We start from the raw sequence: 23765 nt of genomic DNA, 5'->3' as shown, positions 1-23765 counted from the left end.
GCAACCCAACAAAAGCCCGTAAATGTTGGGTTTCCTAACGTCAACCCAACCTACCTGATTTAATGTTTTTAGCTTAACCGACAAGTATTAAATACTGTTCTTATCTTCTTCTAATTCTTCCTCCTGACTCCTGACTCCTAATCCTACATAATATTCATTGGGTCTACATCTATGGTTAAACTAACCGAAGAGGGACAAAGCGCCCTAATTTCTGTCCATTCTGGTAAATTTGGCAGAACATCAGGAGGAAATTTTAGTAATATTTGCCAGCGATAACGATTAGCTACTCTTAAAATACTCGCTGGTGCGGGTCCTAATATCTCAAATCCTTCTTTAGAACTTAACGCTGTGGCGATGATTTGGGCTGTATTCTGCACTTGAATGGGATCTAAGCTACTCAAACGCAATAAAATTAAGCGTCCATAGGGCGGATAATTTAGGGCTTGACGTTGTTCTAATTCTGCATCACAAAAAGATTGATAATCATGTTTTTGTACGGCTTCAATAACGGGATGTTGTGGGGTGTAAGTTTGGACAATTACTCTCCCTGGTTCTTCTCCTCTCCCTGCACGTCCCGCTACTTGAGTTAATGTTTGAAAGGCTCGTTCACTAGCGCGATAATCAGATAAATGTAGTAATCCATCAGCAGCGATAACACCTACTAGGGTAACTTGAGGTAAATCTAAACCTTTAGTAAGCATTTGTGTTCCTACTAATAAATCTGCTTCACCATTAGTAAATTGAGTGAGAAGATTACGATGTGCGCCTTTGTTGCGGGTCGTATCGCTATCAAAACGAATTAAACGTAAGTTAGGAAATTGGCGATTTAATTCTTGGGCTACTCTTTGCGTTCCACTACCAAAAAATTTTAAATAGGGAGAACTACATTCGGGACAATGGGGCGGGTGCGATCGCACATAATTACAGTAATGACATCGCAATAATTGACTAGCCCCTTCTTCTGTGTGGTGATAAGCCAAAGAAACGTCACAGTTAGGACATTCCAGGACAAAACCACAACTCCGACAAGAAACAAAGGTACTATGTCCCCGTCGATGAATAAATAAAATTCCCTGTCGTTTACTTTCTTGTAATTCTTTTAGTGCGTCTTGTAAATTTCTACTAAAGATAGACCGATTTCCCTCTTGCAACTCTTGACGCATATCTACTATTTCTACCGGCGGCAGAGGACGAGAGTTAATTCGTTCAGGCAAACTTAAATAAATTGCTGTATTAGCATTGTTAAAAGTTACATCTTGTCCCCCCTCATCGCTTGCGGGGAGGGGGCTAGGGGGTGGGGTGATGGGATTACCGACACTAATCCAACTTTCTAAAGCGGGGGTAGCAGAACCTAAAATGAGGGGACAATGTTCTAATTCTGACCGCCATTGGGCGACTGTACGGGCGTGATAGGTGGGAATGGGGGAATCTTGTTTAAAACTACCGTCGTGTTCTTCATCTAAGATAATCATGCCCAAATTAGGTAAGGGGGCAAAAATGGCGCTGCGTGTACCAATTACCACTTGGGGATCGCCTGTGAGCATTTGTCGCCATGTGTCGTAACGTTCACCGTCGGAGAGGGCGCTGTGATAGACGTTAACTTTATTCCCAAATCGAGCGCGAAATCTGTCTGTGAGTTGGGGTGTGAGTCCAATTTCTGGGACTAGAACTAAAGCAGATTTACCTTGATGCAATATGGGAGCGATCGCTTGTAAGTATATCTCTGTTTTTCCCGAACCTGTCACCCCATGCAACAAAATTTGTACAAATCCATTCAGGGAATTAATTGTTTCTAAAGCATTGGTTTGGGCTGATGTTAAAGATTTATCTTGATCCCCAACTAACACTACTCCCTTTTCTGCTCTTAATACTTCCCTTTCCTCAACTATAATGTAGCCTTTTTTTACTAAAGTGTTGACAACTGAGGTGCTAGTGCTGCAAGTTTGTAACAATTCACTGTGCCATAATTCTCCACCATTGCGCCGTAAAACCTCAATAATTTCTCTTTGACGTAGTGTTAAATCCCGATCTATTTGTTCTATTAATATGACTGCTTTTTGTAACTTAGGTTTTGTTAGTCTTGGTGGTTCTAAGTAACTTTCTGCTAATCCTAACCTTAATAATTCACGTATTCCCCTATAGGCGGATTTTATTTTTTGTTGGATGTAGTGATAACTATAATGTCCTGCTGCTTGTTCTTGCAAAAGTTCCAGAATTTGCTGTGCTGTTGGAGAAAGGAAAGTTGAAGGGTTATTATATGTAAATAAGGGTTGAGTTTCTGGCTTTTTTTTTCCTAATTCAGTCAAGCGGAGACGACGTTGCGATCGCCCTAACAAACCTGGTGGTAAAGCAATGCGGATCACCTGAATTAACGGCGTATAGTAATAAGCAGCAACACGATTGAGTAATTCCCAATATGCCTTTGGAAAGAATCCTCTACTCACTACATCTTCCACTTCCCGGATTTTTTCTGGTGCTAAATCTGTTTGATTTAGTAACCGAATAGCAATTCCCCCCAACTGCTGAGAACCGAAGGGAACACTTAAAATATCGCCCGGTTTAATTTCTAACTGGGGTGGTAAACTATAGGTAAATAAGTCTAAATTTCCCGGACAATCTACCAATACTTCAATCCACCGATATCCAGTTGTTTTTGACTGATAAGACTCGCCCGGTTCAGCTACCGCCAGTGAAGATAATTTTACGTCGCTAATGTACATGATTTCTACTTTCTAGACCGATAATTTACTTTTTTACCTGGACAAAATTGCCTAATTTGATTAACCATCACCTATTAGTTTTATCCAGATAAACTGTATTGTGCCATACTGTTATTAGTGATCATATTTGAGCAGAGAATAGAGTTACAAGGTGTTTGATTTTTATAATCACCTGTGTTTTGATTTACCTAGCATCCTGATTATGTAATTTACTAGACAAATCAATTTATCTTGTACGTTACATAAATGTTTAATATCAAGTATACAAATAATGTTATCCTGAATATTAATCAATCAGTTTCTTGAACTACTAAATCAGGACTATGGATTTTCCACCTATTGATAGATATTCAAGACTTTTTGTATATGGGATGCTTTACACAGTCAAGAATATCCGGATTTTCAGCTATCATTCTCGTAATTTGTATCATTTAGTAAGGCTTTTTTCAGGGATGCTTAACTGTCGTAACATAATGTTGATTTATTCAATCATTCCCATCCCTTAAACTTGTATAAAATTCAGGAAAGTACATAAAAATTTAAGATATAAGGTTATTTGCCTGCGACTTTTATATTTGTTAAGGTTGAGAATGTTTGAGGGGGGTTTGACATATTTGCTAATTCAGAAAAAGATTATAAATATGTCTACTGGTAGTCTGAGAAGATAGTTTTTGGGTACAAATAACATTATTCATTATAGGTTATATATTGATGTAACCAAGTAATGACAGACAGATACAGGTATTCATTCCTGAGCAGGAAATATGGAAAGACCGTATTTGACTACCTTTACAAGTGTATGGTTTGGGTAATCTACTAAGCCTCAAAGGAGCAGCTATCACTAAATTATGTACCAAACAAAGCAACAATCCCTAAAGGAAACTATGAATATTGCTGAATTGGGAACAATGGAAATACTGGATAATGCTGCGGAGCAAGAAGAACCGTCAATTGATAGTTTAGACCCAGTAATATTTGAAGACTCCTCTGTTGTCGAAAATTTGGAGTCAGAGGAACGGGACGGGGATGACATGGCGGCGGCACGGCCTTCGGGATATAATAAAACCGAACATGACGATGCTGTTGGCGCATTTTTTAAGGAAATGGCTCGTTATCCTCTACTCAAGCCAGATGAAGAGGTAGAGTTAGCTAGACGAGTAAGGTTTCTCGAAGAAGTTAAGGATTTGCAGGAGTCCTTAAACACAGAACTGGGACAGATAACTAGCAAAGCTCAAGTTGCGTCCCGGCTAGAAATGACAGAGAAGCAGCTAGAAAGTCGATTGTATCAAGGTCGGGTAGCGAAACGGAAAATGATTCGCTCTAACCTGAGATTAGTGGTATCCATAGCGAAGCGATATTTAAATCGGGGAGTACCTTTTCTGGATTTGATTCAGGAAGGAGCAATGGGCTTAAATCGTGCGACAGAGAAGTTTGATCCAGATAAAGGATATAAGTTCTCAACCTATGCTTATTGGTGGATTAGACAGGCTATAACGAGAGCGATCGCTAATGATGCCAGAACCATCCGTTTACCGATCCATATTGTTGAAAAACTTAATAAACTCAAAAAAGCCCAACGAGAACTCAAGCAAAAACTCGCTCGCAACCCCTCGGAAGCAGAAATGGCCGAAGCATTGGAAATAACTGTCCAGCAACTACGCCAACTGCAACAACTTCGTCGTCAAGCACTTTCTCTCAATCATCGTGTCGGTAAAGAAGAAGACACAGAACTAATGGATTTGCTAGAGGACGAAGACAACCAATCTCCAGAAGCAAAAATGAACGAAAACATGATGCGTCAAGAGATTTGGGAAGTTTTAGGTGACGTACTCACCCCAAGGGAAAAAGATGTAATTTCCCTCCGTTACGGACTAACAACCAGCGAACCTTGCACCTTAGAAGAAGTCGGGAATATGTTCAACCTTTCCCGTGAACGAGTACGTCAAATTCAAAGTAAAGCTATGCGAAAATTACGTCGTCCCCACATAGCCAAGCGTTTAAAAGGATGGTTAATCTAAATCATTAATCAATATTACTCCCCGTTCGCCGTGTAACGGGGATCATCACCTCAAAAGAGGATTTTTTTTATTCTCTCTGCGTCTTCTGCGTCCTCTGCGGTTAGTTAAAAACAGCTAACTTTGATCTAGCGGTTATCGGTCAGATGCAATACAATCAAAGACGGTGAACCTGCGATTTACTGACTGTATACCAAAAAATACAAACTAATGACTTCTAACACTAACTTAATTATTCGTTTTGCCGAACCCAGTGATTCTCAAACACTATTTAAATTAATTCAAGGATTGGCAGAATATGAAAAATTAAGCCACACTGTTACAGGTAATGTTGAATTATTGCATGAACATTTATTTGGTTCAAGAAAATACATAGAAGCAATAATAGCAGAATTTGAAGGTAAAGCTGTGGGCTTTGCTTTATATTTCTACAATTATTCAACTTATCTAACCAAGCCAGGAATCTTTTTAGAAGATATCTTTGTTTTACCAGCAAATCGTTATCAAGGTATTGGTAAGGCACTTTTAATTAAAATAGCTCAAACTGCTCTAGAAAATGATTGTGGACGCTTAGAGTGGAACGTTTTAGACTGGAATATTTCAGCCCAAGAATTTTATCGTAGTATGGGAGCATATATAGTAGAAGATCGTCGGCTTTGTCGTGTAAACGAAGAAAACTTAATTAAATTAGCTACGGTGAATTGCATAAAATAAAACTAAAAGAACCTCTTAATTTCCCTGTTACAATTCCTCATAAATATGATAGTAACTTTCCTTCATTCCTAGAGCTTTGTAAGTTTTTTGAGCGACAGTATTTTCCTGTTCAACGTAAAGTCTAAATCCGCATACTTTTAATTGATTTTGCTCACTTTCAGCCTTCTGTTTTACAAACTCATAGAGACTACGATAAATTCCTTGACGACGAAATTCTGGACGGATATAGACACTTTGTATCCACCAGTATAAACCATTACGCCAATCACTCCATTCAGTGGTAATCATCAGAGAACCGACGACTTGATCATTTTTTTCTGCTAAAAGATAAAATCCTAAATTCGGATTTTTAAGAAGTGTCTCCACACCCGCAGTTACTACATCTATTAGTAGTTTTCTTCCTTCGGTTTCATCTGCTAATGCACGATTGAACTCAACCAAAACTTCTAAATCATTCAGTTCAGCAGTACGAATTAACAACTGATTCATCATTTATGTTGTCTCAGGGGGTAAGGTAAAGTATAAATATTTCCATTTAATGCCGTACTTGTCGTAATGCCTTAAAGAAGTGCGATCGCCATATTTTTGGTAATATAGATAAAGCTAAACCAGTCCAAGCTTTCGCAGCAGAAAAAGACTTACCAGCTAAAACCAATTTTCTCCCCTCTGCGGTTTCTCCCTTTTCAATTAACCGTAAACCCAACAATAGTTTTGATTCTGCTAAACGACGTTTTCTAATTTCTTCTAACTTGTCTGAATCAAATTTATAAGTTTCTAAATATTCTATTTTACCATATAAATAAGGTATAGCTCGATCTATCCCCTGTTGTTCTGCATGAACCCGATACTCCATTAATAATTCTGGCAAATAATAACCTCTTTTACCAGCTAAAGCCAAGCGCACAAATAAATCATTATCCTCACAATTTTGCCAATTAGCTCTCATAAAGCCTAATTCTTGCAAAGTTTGACGACGAAATAATGTTGCACCAATTTGAAAACTTTGCTGAACAAAAACAACTTCTAATAAGTTATTTACTACACCTGCTGATAAATTTTCTCTTCCCCAACGTCGAGAATTTTCTTTAGTCTTTTCTAGATCACGGTGATTATTAATATCAATAATCCAATGGTCTGTACCCACAAAATCAATACTATGGTCTTGATCTAGTATAGCCGCAGTCTGTGATAAAAAATCAGGCAACAAGCGATCGTCGTCATCAAACTTAATAAAATAATCCCCACTAGCTGCATCAAACCCAGAACGCATATTATTACTTTTACCAATATTTTGTGGATGACGAATATATTTAATTCGTGTATCTGTGTAGTTTGCCATTAATTCAGCCGTACCATCACTAGAACCGTCATCACAAACAATTAGTTCAAAATCTTCCTCAGATTGCTTTAGTACACTTTCAATGGCTTCAGGTAGTAGTTGGAAGCGATTAAAAGTAGGAATACATATACTGATTTTAACCACTAGATTATATACTTAATAAATAATTAACATCATCATTTATATTATATAATTTAAATTCATCACGGATGGACTTATTTACCCATCTAGCATCAAATAAAGCCTTAAATTTTAAAAGTCTGATTTTCAAATTAATCGGTCTATTTTGATCTTCAACACCGTAAAACTGATTGTCTTGATGACGGGTATTATAAATAGCACCTGCAAAAGGTAGAGGTTCTAAAATATGTCCTTTCTTAGCTAGAGTATCTCCAATCTCCCGATGACGATAATGATTAAATAAGCATTCTGTATATTCATCCATTGTGATATCATCTATAATTTCTGGCACATCATATAAGTCATATCTGATAATATTGCTAGTTCCACAATATCTATCAAAACCTTTTCTCATAATGCGAATTAGTTTACTTCCCTCAGCATAGATATAACCTTTTTTTATTAACCATCCATTTGCTTGATAATGACGATCAACAAATTCTGCTAGATATTTACTTACACAATCATCAGCATCAACACACATAATATGTGATGGTTTGATCTGTTTAGCATAATCTAATCCTGTAATCAGTTTACGGGTTCTATCTAAATTCTTATTTTTCCAATCTGGAATGGGTACACCAAAATCCTTTTCAATGTATATGATATTAGGATGGTTAAATTCTATTTTTGGTTTTTCACTACAAACAACTATAGCTCTAAAGTTATTTGAAGTTTGGTTGCAAATTGATTTTACACTTCTTTCAAATAATTTAGATACACGTTCCCATGATTTGCTAATACCTGGACTTTTGAGGGGTACTACGAAAACTAGCATTTAGTTATCTCCTTTTTAATACTTGTATATTCTCAACAGAAGTTATTAGTACGATATTTTTAAGAATTCTCCTAATTCCTACAACTCTACATAAATTTTAGTTTGACTTTTTTTACAATTTTGTCTAGAAATTCATTTGTTTTTGTGAGCAGATTAGGTGGTTGGAGTTGTTGTGGTTTTTTATCTGGCTCTTTTAGAAAACGATAATGCAAAAATTCATGTTTATAACGAATATTTGCATCTCGTCCTAAGCATAGTTTAGCAAAGTCGCTAGAAGAATAATTCATGTAGTGAATTCGATGAATTGGTTTTAATCCTTCTTCATTATAAAGAACATTATTAATATTTACGAAAGGATCTGCATCGGCACAATTTCCAGTTCGTTCTTGTCCTTTATTACTCCTAGTAAAGTTAAATATTTTCAGGTTTCCTGGGAAGGTCATGTAACTGAATAAACCAGAACTAGACCACCAAGATTTGCTGCGAACCCATTCTACTTCTCCTCGCTCGATAGCTCGTTTTTTAAACTCCTCTAATTGGTTAGCACTGAATAAAGATTTTTTTGAGCCAAAGAAACTATCACAGTGCAATTTAGGACGAATTTCATCTTCTGTTAGTCCAGTTATTTCTTCAATTATTGACAAATCTAGTTCTGTTAATTCTCGGGGCTTTTTATGTTCCCAATCATTAAAAACTAAATCGTACTCATCGAGTTTTTCAAATATATCATCTAGGGGTTTCATTGCTAGACTATCGGCATCAAAAAAGACAAATTTATCAAATTCTCCGTCGAAAGCAGCAAATTTTCTATGAACAAAGCCTTGATACCAAGCAGGACGAGATAGTTTTGAATCTCTAGCCCTCGAATGAGCCTCCCAAAACTGATTTACAAAATTGTCCCAAGTTTTAATGGCACTTTTATTTTCAAATAGAGTAACATTTTTTCTAGTGATTATTTCCTGCTTAACTTTTTCTAAGCGATTGTCATAGGGAATTATACAAACAGGAATATCTGTACTAACATTAACTTCGATGCTATTGAGTAAAGCTACTAATTGATCATAAACAACATCATTAGCCAGGGTATAAATTCCAAAAGATTTCATGTTAATAATTCCTTAATTTCAAGGAGAGTTTAAATTTATTTGAGTATCTAAGTTAACCTAATGCTATCATAACGGAAGATTAAAAATTTTTTGGCTACAGTAAAATTTATATCATTGTTTGACGGAGTTTAATTTCCAGATGGCAGATTTTCTTAATATCTTAATGCTATCTTCCACCTTTCCCTATCCACCAAGCAGGGGAGGGACGCAAGTGAGGACGTTTAATTTACTCAAATATCTGAGTCAACATCATAATATCATTTTGGTAACTTTGCGCGATCGCTCTGTCACTGATTTACAAATATCCGAACTATGCAATTATGTCAATCATCTCATAGTCTTTGCTCGTCTGGTTAATTCAGTCAATAATACAGGTTTTCGCTTCCGGGAACACCCCCAAGTCTGTAGTCTGTAGGGTGCGTCAGATATCAAAAATCTGTTTATTTACCAGGGCTATGTAGTATGACGCACCTAATTAATCAGGACTTACGCAAGTAGTCTGTAGGGTGCGTCAGATATCAAAAATCTGTTTATTTACTAGGGTTGTGTAGTCTGACGCACCTGATCAATAGACATCTGGTGAAAATTAAATATGCGTTTTTTAGAACCCTTGTAGAGACGAGAATCCCTACCCATGGAACGTCTCTACATTCCTTTCTGGAGATGTCTAATCAGGACTTACGCAAGAGTTTTAGATTGCTAAGTCAGCCTCGCAATGACCAAAATACGTTAATTTTGCGTAAGTCCTATCAATGTGCGAGTTGGGTATTTTTAGTGAAAATTAGGATTGTGTCGGATCAAATTCATAAACTCCTCACGGGTGCGTGCATCTTCTGAAAATACACCACGCATGGCACTGGTAACAGTCCAAGAACCGGGTTTTTGGACACCGCGCATTACCATACACATATGAGTCGCTTCCAACACTACTGCAACCCCTTTGGGTTTTAGTAAACCTTGCAGTGCATCAGCAATTTGTAAAGTCAGACGTTCTTGCACTTGTAAACGTCTTGCATACATTTCACAAATGCGGGCAATTTTTGATAAACCAATAACTTTGCCATTAGGAATATATGCTACATGAGCGCGGCCAATAACTGGCAAAATATGATGTTCACAGGAACTGAAAATATCAATATCCCGGATTAATACCATTTCATTAGCATCTTCTGTAAAAACTGCTCCATTTAGCAGTTCATCCAATGATTCATGATATCCCTTAGTCAGAAATTGCAAGGCTTTGACAACTCTTTTAGGAGTGTCTTTTAACCCTTCTCTATCAGGATTTTCTCCTAGTCCAATCAGCAAAGTTCTGACAGCGTGCATCATTTCTGCTTCTGTTACCGTTGGTTGTTGCTGAGTAGATAAAGATGAGACAACTTGAGCAGCAGAATTTAGATCGGGACGAATCGATAAAGTCATTTTCTTTGTTTGATGAAGATAGATTATGTTCCAATACCTATCGGTTAAGCGACAGCGCAACCCAACAAAAGCCTGTAAATGTTGGGTTTCCTAACGTCAACCCAACCTACCTGATTTAATGTTTTTAGCTTAACTGACAAATATTGGATTATGTTCTGGTAACTATTAACTAAATTTGGCGATTATTTCACACTTCTTGATCATAGCAAACATTTGTTAAGTTTTGTATGAATTTCACTAGCATCTAATTTTCTACCAATAAAAACTATCTGATTTTTAGGTAAGCTAATCCATTCATCGGCCTGTAAGTTGTAGCGGGGTCCACTTAGTTGAAAGATATGGCGTAATTCACTATCACTAAACCATAAAATACCTTTAGCTCGAAATATATTTTGTGGCATTTCTTCTATGAGAAAGTTCTCAAATTTATTCACATCAAATGGTCTATCTGATTGAAAAGAGATTGAGATAAAACCATCATTTTCTAAATGATGAGAGTGATGTTCGTGGTGATGATGATGGTGGTCATGATTGTGAGTATCTTCTACATTTTTAGAAATGTACTTATCTTTTGGTGTTAAAGCTACATCTAAAATTAATGGTAAAGCAACTTGGCCATATTGAGTATGTAAAATTCTCGCTCCCTGTTTCACATCACGGATGAAATTTTCTACTTCTTCCAGTTTTCGTTGGTTAACAAGATCGGTCTTATTCAGAAGAATAATATCTCCATAGGTAATCTGTTGTAAAGCTGCTTGACTCTGAAAATGTTCTTGATCAAATGTCTCTGCATCTACTACTGTGAGTATGGAATCTAAGTTTGTTAAATCTCTCAGTTCTGTCCCTAAAAAAGTTAAGATAATTGGTAAAGGATCAGCGACTCCGGTGGTTTCTATGACTAAATAATCTATCCGTTCTTCTCGTTCTAAAACTCTATACACTGCATCAACTAAACCGTCATTAATGGTGCAACATATACAACCATTGCTGAGTTCTAACATATCTTGGTCTACAGAAACTAGCAATTGGCTATCAATATTAATATCACCAAATTCATTAACGAGGACAGCAACTTTTAAATCTTGTTTATTTTGCAAAATTTGATTTAAAAGTGTGGTTTTGCCACTACCTAAAAATCCGGTAATGATAGTAACAGGCATTCCTTGTTTGGGAATATCAATATTTACGTTTGATGTTGGTACGGTTAGAGTTTTCATCTTGAAATATCGTAATCAAACCAGAATGAGAATCGTTATCAGGATAACACACAAATATCTAAATGTTAATGATTTTGGAGTTTATTTTGGGAAAAATGTTTTGCAGTGCTTAGAGGTTGTTTTAAAACTTTTTCGTGTAGGATATGACACCCGCAGATCCTCCTTTTTTTGGTGATTGGGAAAAATAAAATTGATTACTCAATCACCTATGACTTGAGTTACATCAACATCAAAGCTACTTCCTTGGCAAAGTAAGTTAAAATTAAATCAGCACCAGCCCGTTTGATACTGGTTAAAGTTTCTAAAATTACCTTTTTCTCATCAATCCAACCCATCTGGGCTGCGGCTTTAATCATTGCGTACTCACCGCTAACGTTGTATGCTGCAACTGGTAAGTTAGTATTGATTTTGACTTGATGAATAATATCAAGATAAGCTAGGGCAGGTTTAACCATGACGATATCTGCACCTTCAGCAATATCTAATTCGACTTCTTTTAAAGCTTCTTTGCTATTAGCAGCATCCATTTGATAGGTTTTTTTGTCGCCAAATTTGGGGGCTGAATCTAAGGCATCGCGGAATGGTCCATAATAGGCTGAAGCGTATTTGGCGGAGTATGCTAAAATACCAACATTGATATAACCTTGGGTATCTAAGGCTTTACGAATTGCCCCGATTCTACCATCCATCATGTCAGAAGGGGCAACAAAATCAGCACCGGCTTCCGCTTGGGAAAGTGCCATTTTGACTAATACTTCTACGGTGGGGTCATTCAAAATAATCCCGTTTTCATCTACTAAACCATCATGTCCATGGGTGGTGAAGGGATCAAGGGCTACATCGGTAATAACGGTGATTTCGGGAACGGCTTTTTTAATGGCTTTGACGGTTTCTTGTACTAAGCCTTCTGGGTTGTAGCTTTCTGTACCTGTGTCGTCTTTTTGATCTTCTGGGATGACGGGGAAAATTGCGATCGCATTGATTCCCAATTGTGACACTTCCGCAATTTCTCTGAGGAGTAAATCTAGCGAAAAACGATAACATCCAGGCATGGACGCAATTTCTACTTTTTGTCCTTCTCCTTCGGTGACAAACATCGGATAGATCAGGTCATCTACAGTTAAAATCGTTTCCCGTACCATCTTCCGCAATGTTGCAGTCCGACGTAGACGACGGGGACGTTGGAAGGGTTTTAGCGGTTGATCAGCAGTTGGATTTATAGGTGACATGGGACTTTATAAAAATGATAATCATTATTATAAGGCTGATCAGGTTTATTTTCTACCAAGGTGCGATCGCTTTATGATGGGGGATGAGATCAATATTTGACGGAGTTTGATTTCCAGATGGCAAATTTTCTCAATATCCTCATGCTATCTTCCACCTTTCCCTATCCACCAAGCAGGGGAGGGACGCAAGTGAGGACGTTTAATTTACTTAAATATTTGAGTCAATATCATCATATTACTCTGGTAACTTTGCGCGATCGCTCTGTCACTGATTCAGAGATATCCGAATTACGCAATTATGTCAATCATCTCGTAGTCTTTGATCGTCCGGTCAATTCAGCCAATAATACGGGTTTTTGGCAAAAAATCCAGCGTTTTCAAAGGTTTTTGCGTCAGGGAACGCCCCCAAGTGTATTATCTCAATATTCCCCAGAAATGCAGCAATGGATTAACGAGTTTGTAGAAGCTGGTAAATGTGATGTTATTACCTGTGAACATAGTGTGAATGAAATTTATGTTCAGAGTCATTTTCAGACACAGATCAAAACTATAGTTAATGTTCATAGTTCGGTTTATGGTACTTGTCGAAATCAGTTGATGACAGGTACAGCAGAAAAGAAATGGCGCGATCGCTTAAATTTGCCGTTATTATATCAGTATGAAAAAAAATATTGTGCCAAGTTTTCAGATATTGTGGTCACAACCCAGGAAGATCAACAACAACTGCAACAATTTAACCCAAAAGCGAAAATAGCAGTTATTCCCAATGGTGTGGATTTAACCACCTTTCCCTTGCGTTCTAGCGATCCTGGAGGACACAGAATAATTTTTATTGGTGCGATGGATAACCTTCCTAACATTGATGCAGTCTGCTTTTTTAGCAGTGAAATTTTACCAGCAATTCAAGAAATTTATCCTGATACAACTTTTGAAATAGTCGGTTCTCATCCTACACCAGAAGTTTTAGCATTGCAACAAAAACCGGGAATTAATGTAACTGGACGTGTACCGGAAATGGCTACATATCTGCACAAAGCGACAGTTTGCGTGATCCCCATGCGGACAGGATTCGGGATTAAAAATAAAACCCTAGAGGCCATGGCCTGTGGTGTACCGATAGTAGGGAGCGATCGCGCTTTAGAAGGACTAGCTGTAGACACTCAAATAACCCCACTTCGCGCCCTTAGAGCCAACCAACCATCAGAATATATTACCGCAATTTGTCAACTATTTGACCAGCCAGAACTACGATTTCAACTCTCTCATCATGGTAGACAGATGGTAGAAACTGAGTTTACTTGGGAGATTGCTGGTGAAAATTATCAACAAATCTGTCTTGGTCAGAATTATTGAATAAGGTTGAAAAATGAGTTATAATTTACCACATTTATATCAATAAATAGTTAAATGGAGTAAACAAGTGTTAGAAAAATCATTTTTTTATCAAGAAATTTTGCAAAAAGGTAGAGAAGAAGGACAGAGAAAAGAAAGGCTATTAGGAATTGAATTAGCTTTAGATGTCAAATTTGGGAATGATGGTTTACAGTTGATGTCTGAAATTTCTGAAATTTTTGATTTAACTCAGTTGAGGGATATTCAAAAATACATTTTGACTGTAAATAGTTTGAATAAATTGCAGGATATTCTTCAAAATATTAATAACCTTGAAGATTATGTAATTTAACATTGTAATTTTAAATTTCTTACGCACCCATTCCTGAATATCTCTTTAATCCTGCACGCCAGAGAAATCTATTCAGAGCATAACATACCACAATCCAGCCGACAATTGATAAAAAGCCTCTGGTTAAATCTACAGGTAAACCTACCAAAATTCTTGCTGGAAAATCAATCATGTAGGGAAAAGGTGTGAATAAGACTATGTTTCGTACATTTTCCGGGAAAACGTCTAAAGGTGCTATCATTCCAGATAGGAATAAATAGAATAGAAACCAAAAATTTTCAATAGCGATCGCTCTTTCTGTCCAAAATGCGAACATAGCAAAGGTATACTGAATTGCGAACCGTAAAATAAAAGCGAGAATTGCGGCTAAAGAGAATAAAATCAAATTAGTTAAACTTGGTAACCATAAAGCCTGGGGATAAAGGACAAAGAATAATATTATTAACATAATCACAAAAGGCATTCTAGCAAATCGTTCACCAACATGATTAGCTAAATGATGCCATCCAGGATCTAATGGTTGTAATAATCGCGGTGAAAGTTTCCCTTCGACTACTTCTTTTTCAAACTCATAAATTACCCACACTACGGTCATTTGTCTGACTAAAAATACAGCAAAAAAGTAACGAGCAAAATCCATAGGTGCGAACCCAAATTGTCCCCCTTGTGCTGCTTGAATCCATACTCCCATGAGGATAATTGGTAATGAACCAGACAAAACCCACAATATTAATTCTGACCGATACTCGACCATATAAGCATAATAAACTGATAGCAAAGTCAAAGCTTTTTTAATCATCTGTTTAATATTTTTCACCTTGTATATTATTAATTATAGTCCCCTTTAGAAAATCCATCTTCCCCCTTCTTCCTTCGCGTTCTTCGCGTCTTTGCGGTTTATTAGAAAGAATTGTACTAGATATTTTAATCCCCTTGCGGGGAATTATTGGGTCGAAACTTGCCGAAGAAAATTGGAAATATTATTTGGGTGAAAAGTTTCAATCCCCTTGCGGGGAATTATTGGGTCGAAACACAGAGATTGAAACTGCTAGGGAGTTCGCTACTACTGCTAAGTTTCAATCCCCTTGCGGGGAATTATTGGGTCGAAACATGGTTTTTGAGAATGATGGGTGGAAGGATTCGGTAACGTTTCAATCCCCTTGCGGGGAATTATTGGGTCGAAACCGGTTTCTTCCTACTTAATTTATGGGAAATAAAATGTTTCAATACCCTTGCGGGGAATTATTGGGTTGAAACTCCGCCGTCTGAAACATAGTATAGGAGGGGAATCTAAAGACAGTTTTGGCGGGACTCAATTAAAACCTTATTTCAGACATCGAGTGAACCACCAATTGAAACTTATGAAACGCTGAAAGTATTTAATTATCAAGGTTCTGGGCATTTGGCGGGAGGTTTTTGACCAAGCTTTTCCCTGCCAAAAATCAAACTCATGAGTAAATATTATAACGATTCTTTATCCTTGTCTAGGTACATTTGAACTATAAAGGATATTTTTTCACATTAAAAAAAATCAGCAATCTTGGGTTAAACAAAACCAGCTTGAAAAACCCTACCAATAACCTCTTCCACAGGTGGTTCAGTTACCGTTAAATCAAGAACCTCCAAATCGGCTAAAATTTGGGACACCGTTCGAGTCAGTGCTTCCCTTTCGACAATAAACCGCACCGCACGACCTTCTAAACTTTGCAAATCACCATAACTCATCAACTTTTCTCTAGTTAAAGGTTCAGCTAACTCAACATAAATTTCTCGATAGGGAGCAAAACGTTCTAAAAGTTGATCTAAACCACCATCATACATTAACTTTCCTTGATAAATTAATAATACACGTTCACACAAAGCAGTAATATCTGCCATGTAATGACTCGTTAATAAAATTGTCGCTTGATAAAGTTGATTATATTCCCGTAAAAAATCGCGCACAGCCACCTGAGCATTTACATCTAATCCTAAAGTTGGTTCATCTAAAAACAAAACCTGCGGACGGTGTAAAAGCGCTGCTAACAATTCAGCCTTCATTCGTTCACCCAAAGACAACTTTCTTACTGGTTGAGTCAGCTTATTTTCTAAACCCAACATCTCTGTTAACTCTCCCACACGACGATGAAATTCTTGATCAGAAATGTTGTAAACTGCGGCGTTAATTTTCAGAGAATCCATTGCCGGTAAATCCCAAATTAACTGCTGTTTTTGTCCCATTACTAAAGTGATTTTATGTAAAAATGCTTCCTGACGATTAAAGGGAACAGATCCCGCAACCTTAACCATTCCACTAGAAGGATGAATTAATCCTGTGAGCATTTTTAAAGTAGTGGTTTTACCTGCACCATTTGGACCCAAGAAACCTACAACTTCACCAGGTGCAATTTCAAAGGAAACATTTTCAACAGCTTTAATTGGTCGATATTTGCGATTAAAAAAGTGGTTAATTGTCCCAGCAATACCCGGTTCTTTAATTGCTACTGGATAATATTTACTCAGGTTTTCAGCGATGATAATCGGCATAAAATTTAAAGGATAAAAAAATTAAATCATTAAAACCGCAATTTATACTTTTATTATAATAGAATTATGGTGTTGTGGAAAACTTAAACTATAAAAGTAAATTAATAAATCTCAAAGAATCTGGAGGAATTAACAATGAGTATCTGGGAATTACTCAAACAAAAGCGAGAAAAAATTTTACAAATTGCTGCTGAACATGGCGCATCAAATATACGCATATTTGGATCAGTGGTACGAGGTGAAGCAAATGCTGATAGTGATATAGATTTTTTAGTGGAAATGGAATCAGGGAGAAGTCTTTTAGATCGGATAGCACTCATTCAAGACTTAGAAGATTTTTTAGAGAGGAAAGTAGACGTAGTTACTATTAAGGGATTACGGGATAATTGGCGTGATAGAATTTTGGGTGAGGCGATTTCATTGTGACAGATGATCTTGTGTTCATAAAGGATATTCTAGAACGCATTCAGCGAATTGAAGCTTACACTAAAGATGGAAAAGAAGAGTTTTTTCAATCACTTTTGATTCAGGATGGAGTAATTCGTTCTTTTGAAGTCATTGGAGAAGCAGTTAAGCTGCTTTCTATGGAATTAAGACAGAATTATTCAGAAATTCCTTGGCGACGAATTGCAGGTTTTCGGGATGTATTAATTCATGATTATATGGGAATAGACTTAGTTGAAGTGTGGAATGTAGTTGAGCTAAACTTACCCAATCTCAAGGAAAAACTTTTAGCAATTTTGCAGGAACTAGAAAATGAAACTTGAAGTTTCTTTTCTTCAGATTGAATGTTTAAGAAAAAGCTTTATGAAAAAGATTTTCAACTTTATTTCCTACTATAACAATTTATCTTAAACGCCCCGATCGCAATATACTAATAATTAACCATAAACCCAATAAACTCGCAGCAGCAAAGAGAACGCTACTCAAAAATGATAACTGGGATGTCTGGGCATTAGTTGTAATAATAGCTGCTCCCATAATCAGTGAACCTACTAGAATATTAAAAGAGAGACGATTGGCTGCATCGTCCATTGTGCGGCGTACACCATCTAATCCTTGTAATGATAAATTCCATTGTAAAGTCTCTGAAGTTACACGATCTAATAAAAGCTCAATTTGGCGAGGAGATTGTAAAGATAGACTTTTGATATCTAGGGCTGTGCGTAAGAGCGATAGCTCCGCTCGCCGAAGGCATCGCACTGGATTCTCTCCCAACAATTGACGACGAATTAAATCACTAATTAATGGCTTAATTTCATCAAATAAATTTATCTCTGGATTAAAAGTACGCGCCACTCCTTCTAAATTTGCTAAGGTTTTAGTATATAAACCCATATTACTAGGTAAACGGATTTTATTATTCCGAGCAACTTGTAAAATTTCATAAAATACCTGACTGAAATTAATATCAGCTAGACTCACATTATAATATTTTCTCAACATCCGGTCATAGTCATTTTCTAACCGAGCTAAAATTACTGGTTGTGCTGTTAGTTGACTGTTAAGAGTTCCCTTTTACTTTTTTTCAAAATAGAGGCTCAAAACTGTTGATGGAATTAACTGTCACAGAATATAATTAATAATACAGTTATAATTGAAAACAGCACATTTGAGCCTCTACCAAGGGTTTTAACTTTTACATTAGGTCAGTAAATCGGGGATCGCTTTGTAAAGTTTTGACAATCTGCTTAATTTCCTGGGTGCGGTCTTTTTTAACTACCAGGGTGACATGGCGATCGCGCACAATCACCACATCCTCTAAACCAATAGTCACAATTACCTCCTCTGGATTTGAGGCATAAACAATTGCTCCTTGAGTATCTAAACATACATGAGTAGCAAGTTCTACATTAGGGTTATCTTGGGTTTTAAGTAACCGCTCAATTGCATTCCAGTCGCCTAAATCATCCCAACCAAACTCTACCGGTAAAACGTATGCTAGACTGGTTTTTTCCATGAGCGCGTAATCTATACTTTTTTTAGGCAACAGAGGATAAATACCAGGGCCTTGTTGTTCTAAAGGTTCGATAATTTCTGGAGCATGGGTACGCAGTTCTTTTAGAACCACTCCAGCCCGGAAGACGAACATACCACTATTCCAGCTAAACTGTCCCGTCGATAAGAAAGTTTCGGCTGTTTCACGGCTAGGCTTTTCAGTAAAGCGATTGACATGATAAGCTGGCAAGTCATTAAAGCTACCAATTTTCTCACCTTGTTCAATGTAACCGTAACCAGTTGATGGAAAAGTTGGCTTGATCCCCAAAGTGACAATAGCTGCTTGATCAGTAGCTAATTGAATTGCTGCATCTAAAGTATGGGCAAACGCCTCTTGATTAGCAATCCAGTGATCAGCCGGAAAAAAGCCAATAATAGCGTCTTCTCCATAACGCTTTTGAATTTCTAAACTAGCCCAAGCCACAGCAGCAGCAGTGTCTCTACCCTCTAACTCGATCAATAAATTTGACTGTGGCAGATCAGGCAATTGTTGTGTTATTCCTTGAGCGATCGCACTAGAAGTTATTACCCACAAATCATCCCAACCACCTACGAGTTTTATTAACCTATCGGTGGTTGCTTGTAGTAGGCTTCTAGCGCTACCATCGAGACTTAAAAATTGTTTAGGTCGATCTTGGCGACTGAGGGGCCAAAAACGCTCACCTTTACCACCAGCGAGAATTACGGGATACCATGAGTTATTCATGTTGTCATACACACTTACAGAGGAACAATACAAGTTTACAGGTAGCTCTTACTCTGGCAAGATTTGTATCTTGCACTAACATACCTTTAAGAAGTGGTTGAGTGGGGAGAGAATTGTGATTAAACAAATTCAATGGTCAGAAAATCAGGTTACACCTCAGCAAGTACCAGTATTAGATCAAGAGGTGCGTAGGCATAGCCCACCAGAAACAACCCAACAATTACAATGGGTAGAAAATCAGGTTGCACCTTTAACAACACCAGTCTCAGATCCAGAAGCTAGACTGCAACAATCACAAAGGGCAGAAAATCTAGTCTCAGATCAAAAAGTCACAGCCAAACACCCAGCAAATACTTCTCGTCAGGCGATTCAGTCAGTTGGGTCAATTCCCCACGAACTCTACAGTCGCTTAGGTTTAACTATACCACAATGGCTACTGTGGATATTAACTGTTGTTTTAGGGGTAATTTTATCCGGCTTAATGGTGTCAACATTGGCACTGTGGACTCCTCTATGGAGTAATCTAGATCAAGCCAATGAAGACGATTTGGGATTTGGTGCAAAAAATCAGGTCAAAATACCTGGTGATTTAAGTAGTAAGCTTTCCCAGTATAAACTATCCCGACCCATGAATATTTTAATCATGGGAGTTGAACCAATTAAGGGTACAGTGGATGGTTCACCAGAAAGTTTTGCCGGCAACAGTGATACTATGTTATTGGTACGGCTTAATCCTAGTGATAAATCTATTCGAGTGCTTTCTATCCCCAGAGGTACAATGATTTCCATCCCAGAACAGGGATTAACCAAAGTATCTGAAGCCAATGCTAAGGGGGGTCCAGTTCTAGCAGCACGGGTAGTTAGTCGCACGTTAAACAATGCCCCCATCGATCGCTATATTCGCATTTCTACCAGTGGCTTTCAGCAATTAGTTGATCAATTGGGTGGAGTAGATGTATTTGTACCCACAGCAATGAATTATCAAGATCAAGCTGGTGGATTGTCGATGAATTTAGTTAGCGGTTGGCAAACCCTTAATGGTGAACAAGCAGAACAATTTACTCGTTTCCGTGAAGAAGGTTTAGGCGATTTACCCAGAGTGCAACGACAACAGGCAATGATAGCAGCTTTGTTGCAAAAGATGAACAGTCCCACAGCTTTACCCAGGTTGCCTCAATTAACTCGCATTATGCGAAAATACTTTGACACTAACCTGAAAATGGAAGAAATGATGGCATTGGCGAATTTTTCCCTGAATGTAGAACGGGATAATTTTCAAATGTCGATGCTTCCTGGAGTTTTTAGTAAATTTAGCCAAGATCCTAATAGTTACTGGTTAAATTTGACAGGACAACAAAGTTTATTGAATGATTATGTTGGGGTAAATATTCCCACCCTAAAATCAGAAGATAAACCAGTTTCTCGTCTTAGAATTGCTATTCAAAATGCTTCCAATCAACCTCAATTAACTGACAAAGTTATTGCTTATCTCAAACAAAAAGGTTTCACTAATGTTTATGCGGTGTCTGATTGGCCTGATACCCAACGCCAAACTCAGATCATTGTTCAAACAGGCAGGAGAGAATTAGGAATTGATATGCAAAATGAATTAGGTTTAGGACAAATTGAGGTTTCAGCTAATGGAGATTTAGGATCTGAAATCACAATTCGTATTGGTAAAGATTGGAAATAGGGAACAGGGAACAGGGAACAGGAAATTAAACCCACGGAGGTGGGTTTTGCCTGTGTAGATGCGGTTTCTAACCGCCATTTCAATTTTAAGCCCCGGCGATTATAAATCGCGGCTATACAAACAAAGTCCACCTGCGTGGACTAAGAAAAAACAGGATTTGAAACCCACGGAGGTGGGTTTTGCCTGTGTAGACGCGGTTTCTAACCGCCCTTTCTAACCGCCCTTTCTAACCGCCCTTTCTAACCGCCCTTTTCAACTAACCACCCCCCTGCCGCTTTAATGTTAAGCTGAGTTATAAATTATGAAAAAGATTTGGGTGCGAATTTTTAGTTTAATTTTGATTTTAATTTTGGCTTGGTTATGGGTAATTATTAATCCTAAACCCGCCTTTGCTCAAGTCAATACTATTAACTATAGTAATACCAGTTTAGAAAATCGTGATTTTTCTCATCTTGATTTGACAGGTGGAACTTTCGTTGCAGCAGAAATGCGGGGAACAAATTTTCAAGGGACAAATTTAACTAATGCAATTTTAACTAAGGGTGTTTTATTAAAAGCAAATCTAGAAGCTGCTAATTTAACAGGTGCATTAGTTGATCGAGTTACCTTGGATGGTGCTAATCTAAAAAATGCCATTTTCACAGAAGCAACATTGACCCGTAGCCGTTTTTATGATGCTGATATCACCGGGGCTGATTTTACCGACGCTTTGATCGATCGCTATCAAGTATCGTTATTATGTCAAAGGGCAGATGGTGTAAATCCTGTGACGGGTGTTGCTACTCGTGATAGTTTGGGATGTCGATAAATTAATCATAATTAGTATTTGTGACACAACCAGAACAAAAACCCCCTCGTTCCTTCGCTGGAATTGCTGGCATTGTAGCCGCAGCCACATTAATTAGTAAAGTATTTGGTTTAATTAGACAACAAGCGATCGCAGCGGCTTTTGGTGTTGGTGCAGCAGCTACAGCCTACAGTTACGCTTATATTATTCCCGGTTTTCTGTTAATCTTGCTTGGTGGTGTCAATGGTCCTCTGCATAGTGCAGTTGTCAGCGTTTTAGCTAAACGCCAAAAATCAGAAGCCGCACCTTTGGTAGAAACCGTCACAACCATCGTCGGTAGTTTGTTGTTGTTGGTGACAGTTGCACAGGTTTTTTTAGCAGAACCAATTATTGATCTAGTTGGCTATGGGTTAGAAGCAAATACTAGAGAAATTGCCATTCAACAACTACGAATAATGGCACCCATGGCCTTATTTGCCGGGTTAATTGGTATTGGTTTTGGTACACTAAATGCCGCAAATCAATATTGGTTACTCTCCATTAGTCCTTTATTATCTAGTATTACCGTAATTGGCGGTATTGCAATTTTAACTGTGCAATATGGCAAAGATATCATTAAGCCAGAATACGCTTTAATCGGTGGCATAGTATTAGCTTGGGGAACATTAGCAGGGGCAGTTTTGCAATGGGCAGTACAATTAATTGTCCAATGGAAATTAGGTTTAGGTACATTACGCCTCAGATTTGATTTTAAATCTCCTGGTGTCCAAGAAGTAATTAAAATCATGACTCCAGCGACAATTTCATCAGGAATGATGCCGATTAATGTCGCTACCGATTTATATTTTGCCAGTCCAATCCCCGGTGCAGCAGCAGGTTTCAACTATGCTAACTTATTAGTACAAACACCCTTGGGGATTATTTCTAATATTATCTTACTACCATTATTACCAATATTTGCTAAACTCGCCGAACCGCAAAATTGGCCAGAATTAAAATCCCGTATTCGTCAAGGACTTTTACTCACAGCCGTTACCATGTTACCTTTAGGGGCGATGATGGTAGCGTTATCTGTACCAATTGTGCAGATAGTTTATCAACGTGGTGCATTTAAACAAGAAGCGACAGAATTAGTTTCTTCTTTATTAATTGCCTATGGAATTGGGATGTTTGTGTATTTAGGACGTGATGTTTTAGTTAGAGTATTTTATGCGTTAGGTGACGGACAAACACCTTTTAAAATTAGTACATTTAACATTTTTCTCAACATCTTCTTAGATTGGATTTTAGTTAAACAATTTGGCGCACCAGGCTTGGTATTAGCTACGGTTGGGGTAAATTGTAGTTCAATTTTAATGCTATTGTGGTTACTAAATCGCAAACTAAACGGCTTACCTTTGCGTGAGTGGAGTGTACCAATTTTCGGTTTAACTGTCGGTAGCATTGTGGCTGGGGTTGCAAGTTACGGAACTTTGGTTGGTTGTCAGCAAGTTTTAGGTACTCAAGGTTTAGGAATTTTGTTAGTGGAATTGGGTATTTCTGGTTTAGTGGGAATGGGGATATTTACAGCGATCGCTCATTCAATGAAAATACCAGAAGTAGATAGTTTTGTGGTGAAAATGCGTCAAAAGTTTTTTAGGATTTAAAGTAT

General features: G+C 37.6%; 20 protein-coding genes and 2 pseudogenes. 10 read left to right on the top strand and 12 right to left on the bottom strand.

What is annotated here, in order from left to right; translation table 11 throughout:
- Nucleotides 1-143: 143 nt before the first annotated feature.
- Nucleotides 144-2720 (bottom strand): primosomal protein N', encoded by a 2577-nt coding sequence (gene priA, locus VB711_RS06280; RefSeq protein WP_323284929.1) that lies wholly within the window; start codon nucleotides 2718-2720, stop codon nucleotides 144-146.
- Between the two features lie 848 nt (nucleotides 2721-3568).
- On the opposite strand from priA, the gene VB711_RS06275 reads away from it, so the two are divergent.
- Nucleotides 3569-4738 (top strand): RpoD/SigA family RNA polymerase sigma factor, encoded by a 1170-nt coding sequence (locus VB711_RS06275; RefSeq protein WP_323284928.1) that lies wholly within the window; start codon nucleotides 3569-3571, stop codon nucleotides 4736-4738.
- A 207-nt stretch (nucleotides 4739-4945) separates the two neighbouring features.
- Nucleotides 4946-5449: a GNAT family N-acetyltransferase gene (locus VB711_RS06270; protein ID WP_323284927.1), complete on the top strand. Its 504-nt coding sequence runs from the start codon at nucleotides 4946-4948 to the stop codon at nucleotides 5447-5449.
- 27 nt (nucleotides 5450-5476) lie between these two features.
- Here the strand turns inward: VB711_RS06270 and VB711_RS06265 are convergent, their stop codons facing one another.
- The 4 genes from VB711_RS06265 to VB711_RS06250 all read right to left on the bottom strand — a co-directional run bounded on the left by VB711_RS06265 (nucleotide 5477) and on the right by VB711_RS06250 (nucleotide 8852).
- Nucleotides 5477-5941 (bottom strand): GNAT family N-acetyltransferase, encoded by a 465-nt coding sequence (locus tag VB711_RS06265; protein ID WP_323284926.1) that lies wholly within the window; start codon nucleotides 5939-5941, stop codon nucleotides 5477-5479.
- Nucleotides 5942-5984: 43 nt separating this feature from the next.
- Nucleotides 5985-6932 (bottom strand): glycosyltransferase family 2 protein, encoded by a 948-nt coding sequence (locus tag VB711_RS06260; RefSeq protein WP_323284924.1) that lies wholly within the window; start codon nucleotides 6930-6932, stop codon nucleotides 5985-5987.
- Between the two features lie 4 nt (nucleotides 6933-6936).
- Nucleotides 6937-7746 (bottom strand): glycosyltransferase family 2 protein, encoded by an 810-nt coding sequence (locus VB711_RS06255; RefSeq protein WP_323284923.1) that lies wholly within the window; start codon nucleotides 7744-7746, stop codon nucleotides 6937-6939.
- 86 nt (nucleotides 7747-7832) lie between these two features.
- Nucleotides 7833-8852, bottom strand: coding sequence for an Npun_R2821/Npun_R2822 family protein (locus tag VB711_RS06250; RefSeq protein WP_323284921.1), 1020 nt, complete (start codon nucleotides 8850-8852; stop codon nucleotides 7833-7835).
- A 139-nt stretch (nucleotides 8853-8991) separates the two neighbouring features.
- On the opposite strand from VB711_RS06250, the pseudogene VB711_RS06245 reads away from it, so the two are divergent.
- Nucleotides 8992-9201: pseudogene (locus VB711_RS06245) on the top strand (glycosyl transferase family 1); the annotation flags it as partial.
- 422 nt (nucleotides 9202-9623) lie between these two features.
- Here VB711_RS06245 and folE read toward each other — a convergent pair.
- From folE to hemB, 3 genes are all read right to left on the bottom strand, one after another.
- Complete coding sequence (gene folE / locus VB711_RS06240; protein WP_323284919.1) at nucleotides 9624-10274, bottom strand: GTP cyclohydrolase I FolE; 651 nt, start codon at nucleotides 10272-10274, stop codon at nucleotides 9624-9626.
- Nucleotides 10275-10474: 200 nt separating this feature from the next.
- Nucleotides 10475-11491, bottom strand: a complete 1017-nt coding sequence (locus tag VB711_RS06235; protein WP_323284918.1) for a GTP-binding protein — start codon at nucleotides 11489-11491, stop codon at nucleotides 10475-10477.
- Between the two features lie 218 nt (nucleotides 11492-11709).
- A complete protein-coding gene (hemB, locus tag VB711_RS06230) occupies nucleotides 11710-12720 on the bottom strand; it encodes a porphobilinogen synthase (protein ID WP_323284917.1) in 1011 nt (336 codons plus the stop codon).
- 117 nt (nucleotides 12721-12837) lie between these two features.
- Between hemB and VB711_RS06225 the strand changes: the two genes are divergently transcribed.
- Nucleotides 12838-14073, top strand: a complete 1236-nt coding sequence (locus VB711_RS06225) for a glycosyltransferase family 4 protein (RefSeq protein WP_323284916.1) — start codon at nucleotides 12838-12840, stop codon at nucleotides 14071-14073.
- A gap of 67 nt (nucleotides 14074-14140) precedes the next feature.
- Nucleotides 14141-14404: a hypothetical protein gene (locus tag VB711_RS06220; protein ID WP_323284915.1), complete on the top strand. Its 264-nt coding sequence runs from the start codon at nucleotides 14141-14143 to the stop codon at nucleotides 14402-14404.
- A gap of 19 nt (nucleotides 14405-14423) precedes the next feature.
- Here the strand turns inward: VB711_RS06220 and VB711_RS06215 are convergent, their stop codons facing one another.
- Together VB711_RS06215 and VB711_RS06210 are read right to left on the bottom strand one after the other, a co-directional pair.
- Entirely contained in the window at nucleotides 14424-15212 is a 789-nt protein-coding gene (locus VB711_RS06215; RefSeq protein WP_323285030.1) for an ABC transporter permease, read from the bottom strand.
- Between the two features lie 737 nt (nucleotides 15213-15949).
- Nucleotides 15950-16930, bottom strand: coding sequence for an ATP-binding cassette domain-containing protein (locus VB711_RS06210; protein WP_323284914.1), 981 nt, complete (start codon nucleotides 16928-16930; stop codon nucleotides 15950-15952).
- 135 nt (nucleotides 16931-17065) lie between these two features.
- Here VB711_RS06210 and VB711_RS06205 point away from each other — a divergent pair, with 135 nt between their 5' ends.
- Together VB711_RS06205 and VB711_RS06200 are read left to right on the top strand one after the other, a co-directional pair.
- The gene (locus VB711_RS06205) at nucleotides 17066-17356 is read left to right on the top strand and encodes a nucleotidyltransferase family protein (RefSeq protein WP_323284913.1); all 291 of its coding nucleotides are present in this window, start codon (nucleotides 17066-17068) and stop codon (nucleotides 17354-17356) included.
- Nucleotides 17353-17697, top strand: coding sequence for a DUF86 domain-containing protein (locus tag VB711_RS06200; protein WP_323284912.1), 345 nt, complete (start codon nucleotides 17353-17355; stop codon nucleotides 17695-17697). The genes VB711_RS06205 and VB711_RS06200 overlap by 4 nt, the downstream gene beginning before the upstream one ends.
- A 79-nt stretch (nucleotides 17698-17776) precedes the next feature.
- On the opposite strand, the pseudogene VB711_RS06195 reads toward VB711_RS06200, so the two are convergent.
- Both VB711_RS06195 and VB711_RS06190 read right to left on the bottom strand, forming a co-directional pair.
- Nucleotides 17777-18424 (bottom strand): annotated as a pseudogene (locus VB711_RS06195) (AarF/ABC1/UbiB kinase family protein); the annotation flags it as partial.
- 145 nt (nucleotides 18425-18569) lie between these two features.
- Entirely contained in the window at nucleotides 18570-19634 is a 1065-nt protein-coding gene (locus tag VB711_RS06190; RefSeq protein WP_323284910.1) for a mannose-1-phosphate guanylyltransferase, read from the bottom strand.
- A 115-nt stretch (nucleotides 19635-19749) separates the two neighbouring features.
- Here VB711_RS06190 and VB711_RS06185 point away from each other — a divergent pair, with 115 nt between their 5' ends.
- From VB711_RS06185 to murJ, 3 genes are all read left to right on the top strand, one after another.
- Nucleotides 19750-21327 (top strand): LCP family protein, encoded by a 1578-nt coding sequence (locus VB711_RS06185; protein WP_323284909.1) that lies wholly within the window; start codon nucleotides 19750-19752, stop codon nucleotides 21325-21327.
- Nucleotides 21328-21628: 301 nt separating this feature from the next.
- A complete protein-coding gene (locus VB711_RS06180; RefSeq protein ID WP_323284908.1) occupies nucleotides 21629-22135 on the top strand; it encodes a pentapeptide repeat-containing protein in 507 nt (168 codons plus the stop codon).
- 20 nt (nucleotides 22136-22155) lie between these two features.
- Nucleotides 22156-23760 carry a murein biosynthesis integral membrane protein MurJ gene (gene murJ, locus VB711_RS06175; protein WP_323284907.1) on the top strand — a complete coding sequence of 535 codons (1605 nt, stop codon included), beginning with the start codon at nucleotides 22156-22158 and terminating at the stop codon, nucleotides 23758-23760.
- Nucleotides 23761-23765: the final 5 nt, after the last annotated feature.

It is taken from the genome of Cronbergia sp. UHCC 0137 (assembly GCF_034932285.1).
Lineage (GTDB): Bacteria > Cyanobacteriota > Cyanobacteriia > Cyanobacteriales > Nostocaceae > Cronbergia.
Note: the sequence above shows the minus strand (reverse complement) of the source record. Positions and strands in the feature narration are given on the sequence as shown.

Excerpts from the sequence above, each read along its gene's own strand:
- priA (WP_323284929.1), bottom strand. The coding sequence starts at position 2,720 with ATGTACATTAGCGACGTAAAATTATCTTCACTGGCGGTAGCTGAACCG.
- VB711_RS06275 (WP_323284928.1), top strand. The coding sequence starts at position 3,569 with ATGTACCAAACAAAGCAACAATCCCTAAAGGAAACTATGAATATTGCT.
- VB711_RS06270 (WP_323284927.1), top strand. The coding sequence starts at position 4,946 with ATGACTTCTAACACTAACTTAATTATTCGTTTTGCCGAACCCAGTGAT.
- VB711_RS06265 (WP_323284926.1), bottom strand. The coding sequence starts at position 5,941 with ATGATGAATCAGTTGTTAATTCGTACTGCTGAACTGAATGATTTAGAA.
- VB711_RS06255 (WP_323284923.1), bottom strand. The coding sequence starts at position 7,746 with ATGCTAGTTTTCGTAGTACCCCTCAAAAGTCCAGGTATTAGCAAATCA.
- VB711_RS06250 (WP_323284921.1), bottom strand. The coding sequence starts at position 8,852 with ATGAAATCTTTTGGAATTTATACCCTGGCTAATGATGTTGTTTATGAT.
- folE (WP_323284919.1), bottom strand. The coding sequence starts at position 10,274 with ATGACTTTATCGATTCGTCCCGATCTAAATTCTGCTGCTCAAGTTGTC.
- VB711_RS06235 (WP_323284918.1), bottom strand. The coding sequence starts at position 11,491 with ATGAAAACTCTAACCGTACCAACATCAAACGTAAATATTGATATTCCC.
- hemB (WP_323284917.1), bottom strand. The coding sequence starts at position 12,720 with ATGTCACCTATAAATCCAACTGCTGATCAACCGCTAAAACCCTTCCAA.
- VB711_RS06225 (WP_323284916.1), top strand. The coding sequence starts at position 12,838 with ATGGCAAATTTTCTCAATATCCTCATGCTATCTTCCACCTTTCCCTAT.
- VB711_RS06210 (WP_323284914.1), bottom strand. The coding sequence starts at position 16,930 with ATGCCGATTATCATCGCTGAAAACCTGAGTAAATATTATCCAGTAGCA.
- VB711_RS06205 (WP_323284913.1), top strand. The coding sequence starts at position 17,066 with ATGAGTATCTGGGAATTACTCAAACAAAAGCGAGAAAAAATTTTACAA.
- VB711_RS06190 (WP_323284910.1), bottom strand. The coding sequence starts at position 19,634 with ATGAATAACTCATGGTATCCCGTAATTCTCGCTGGTGGTAAAGGTGAG.
- VB711_RS06180 (WP_323284908.1), top strand. The coding sequence starts at position 21,629 with ATGAAAAAGATTTGGGTGCGAATTTTTAGTTTAATTTTGATTTTAATT.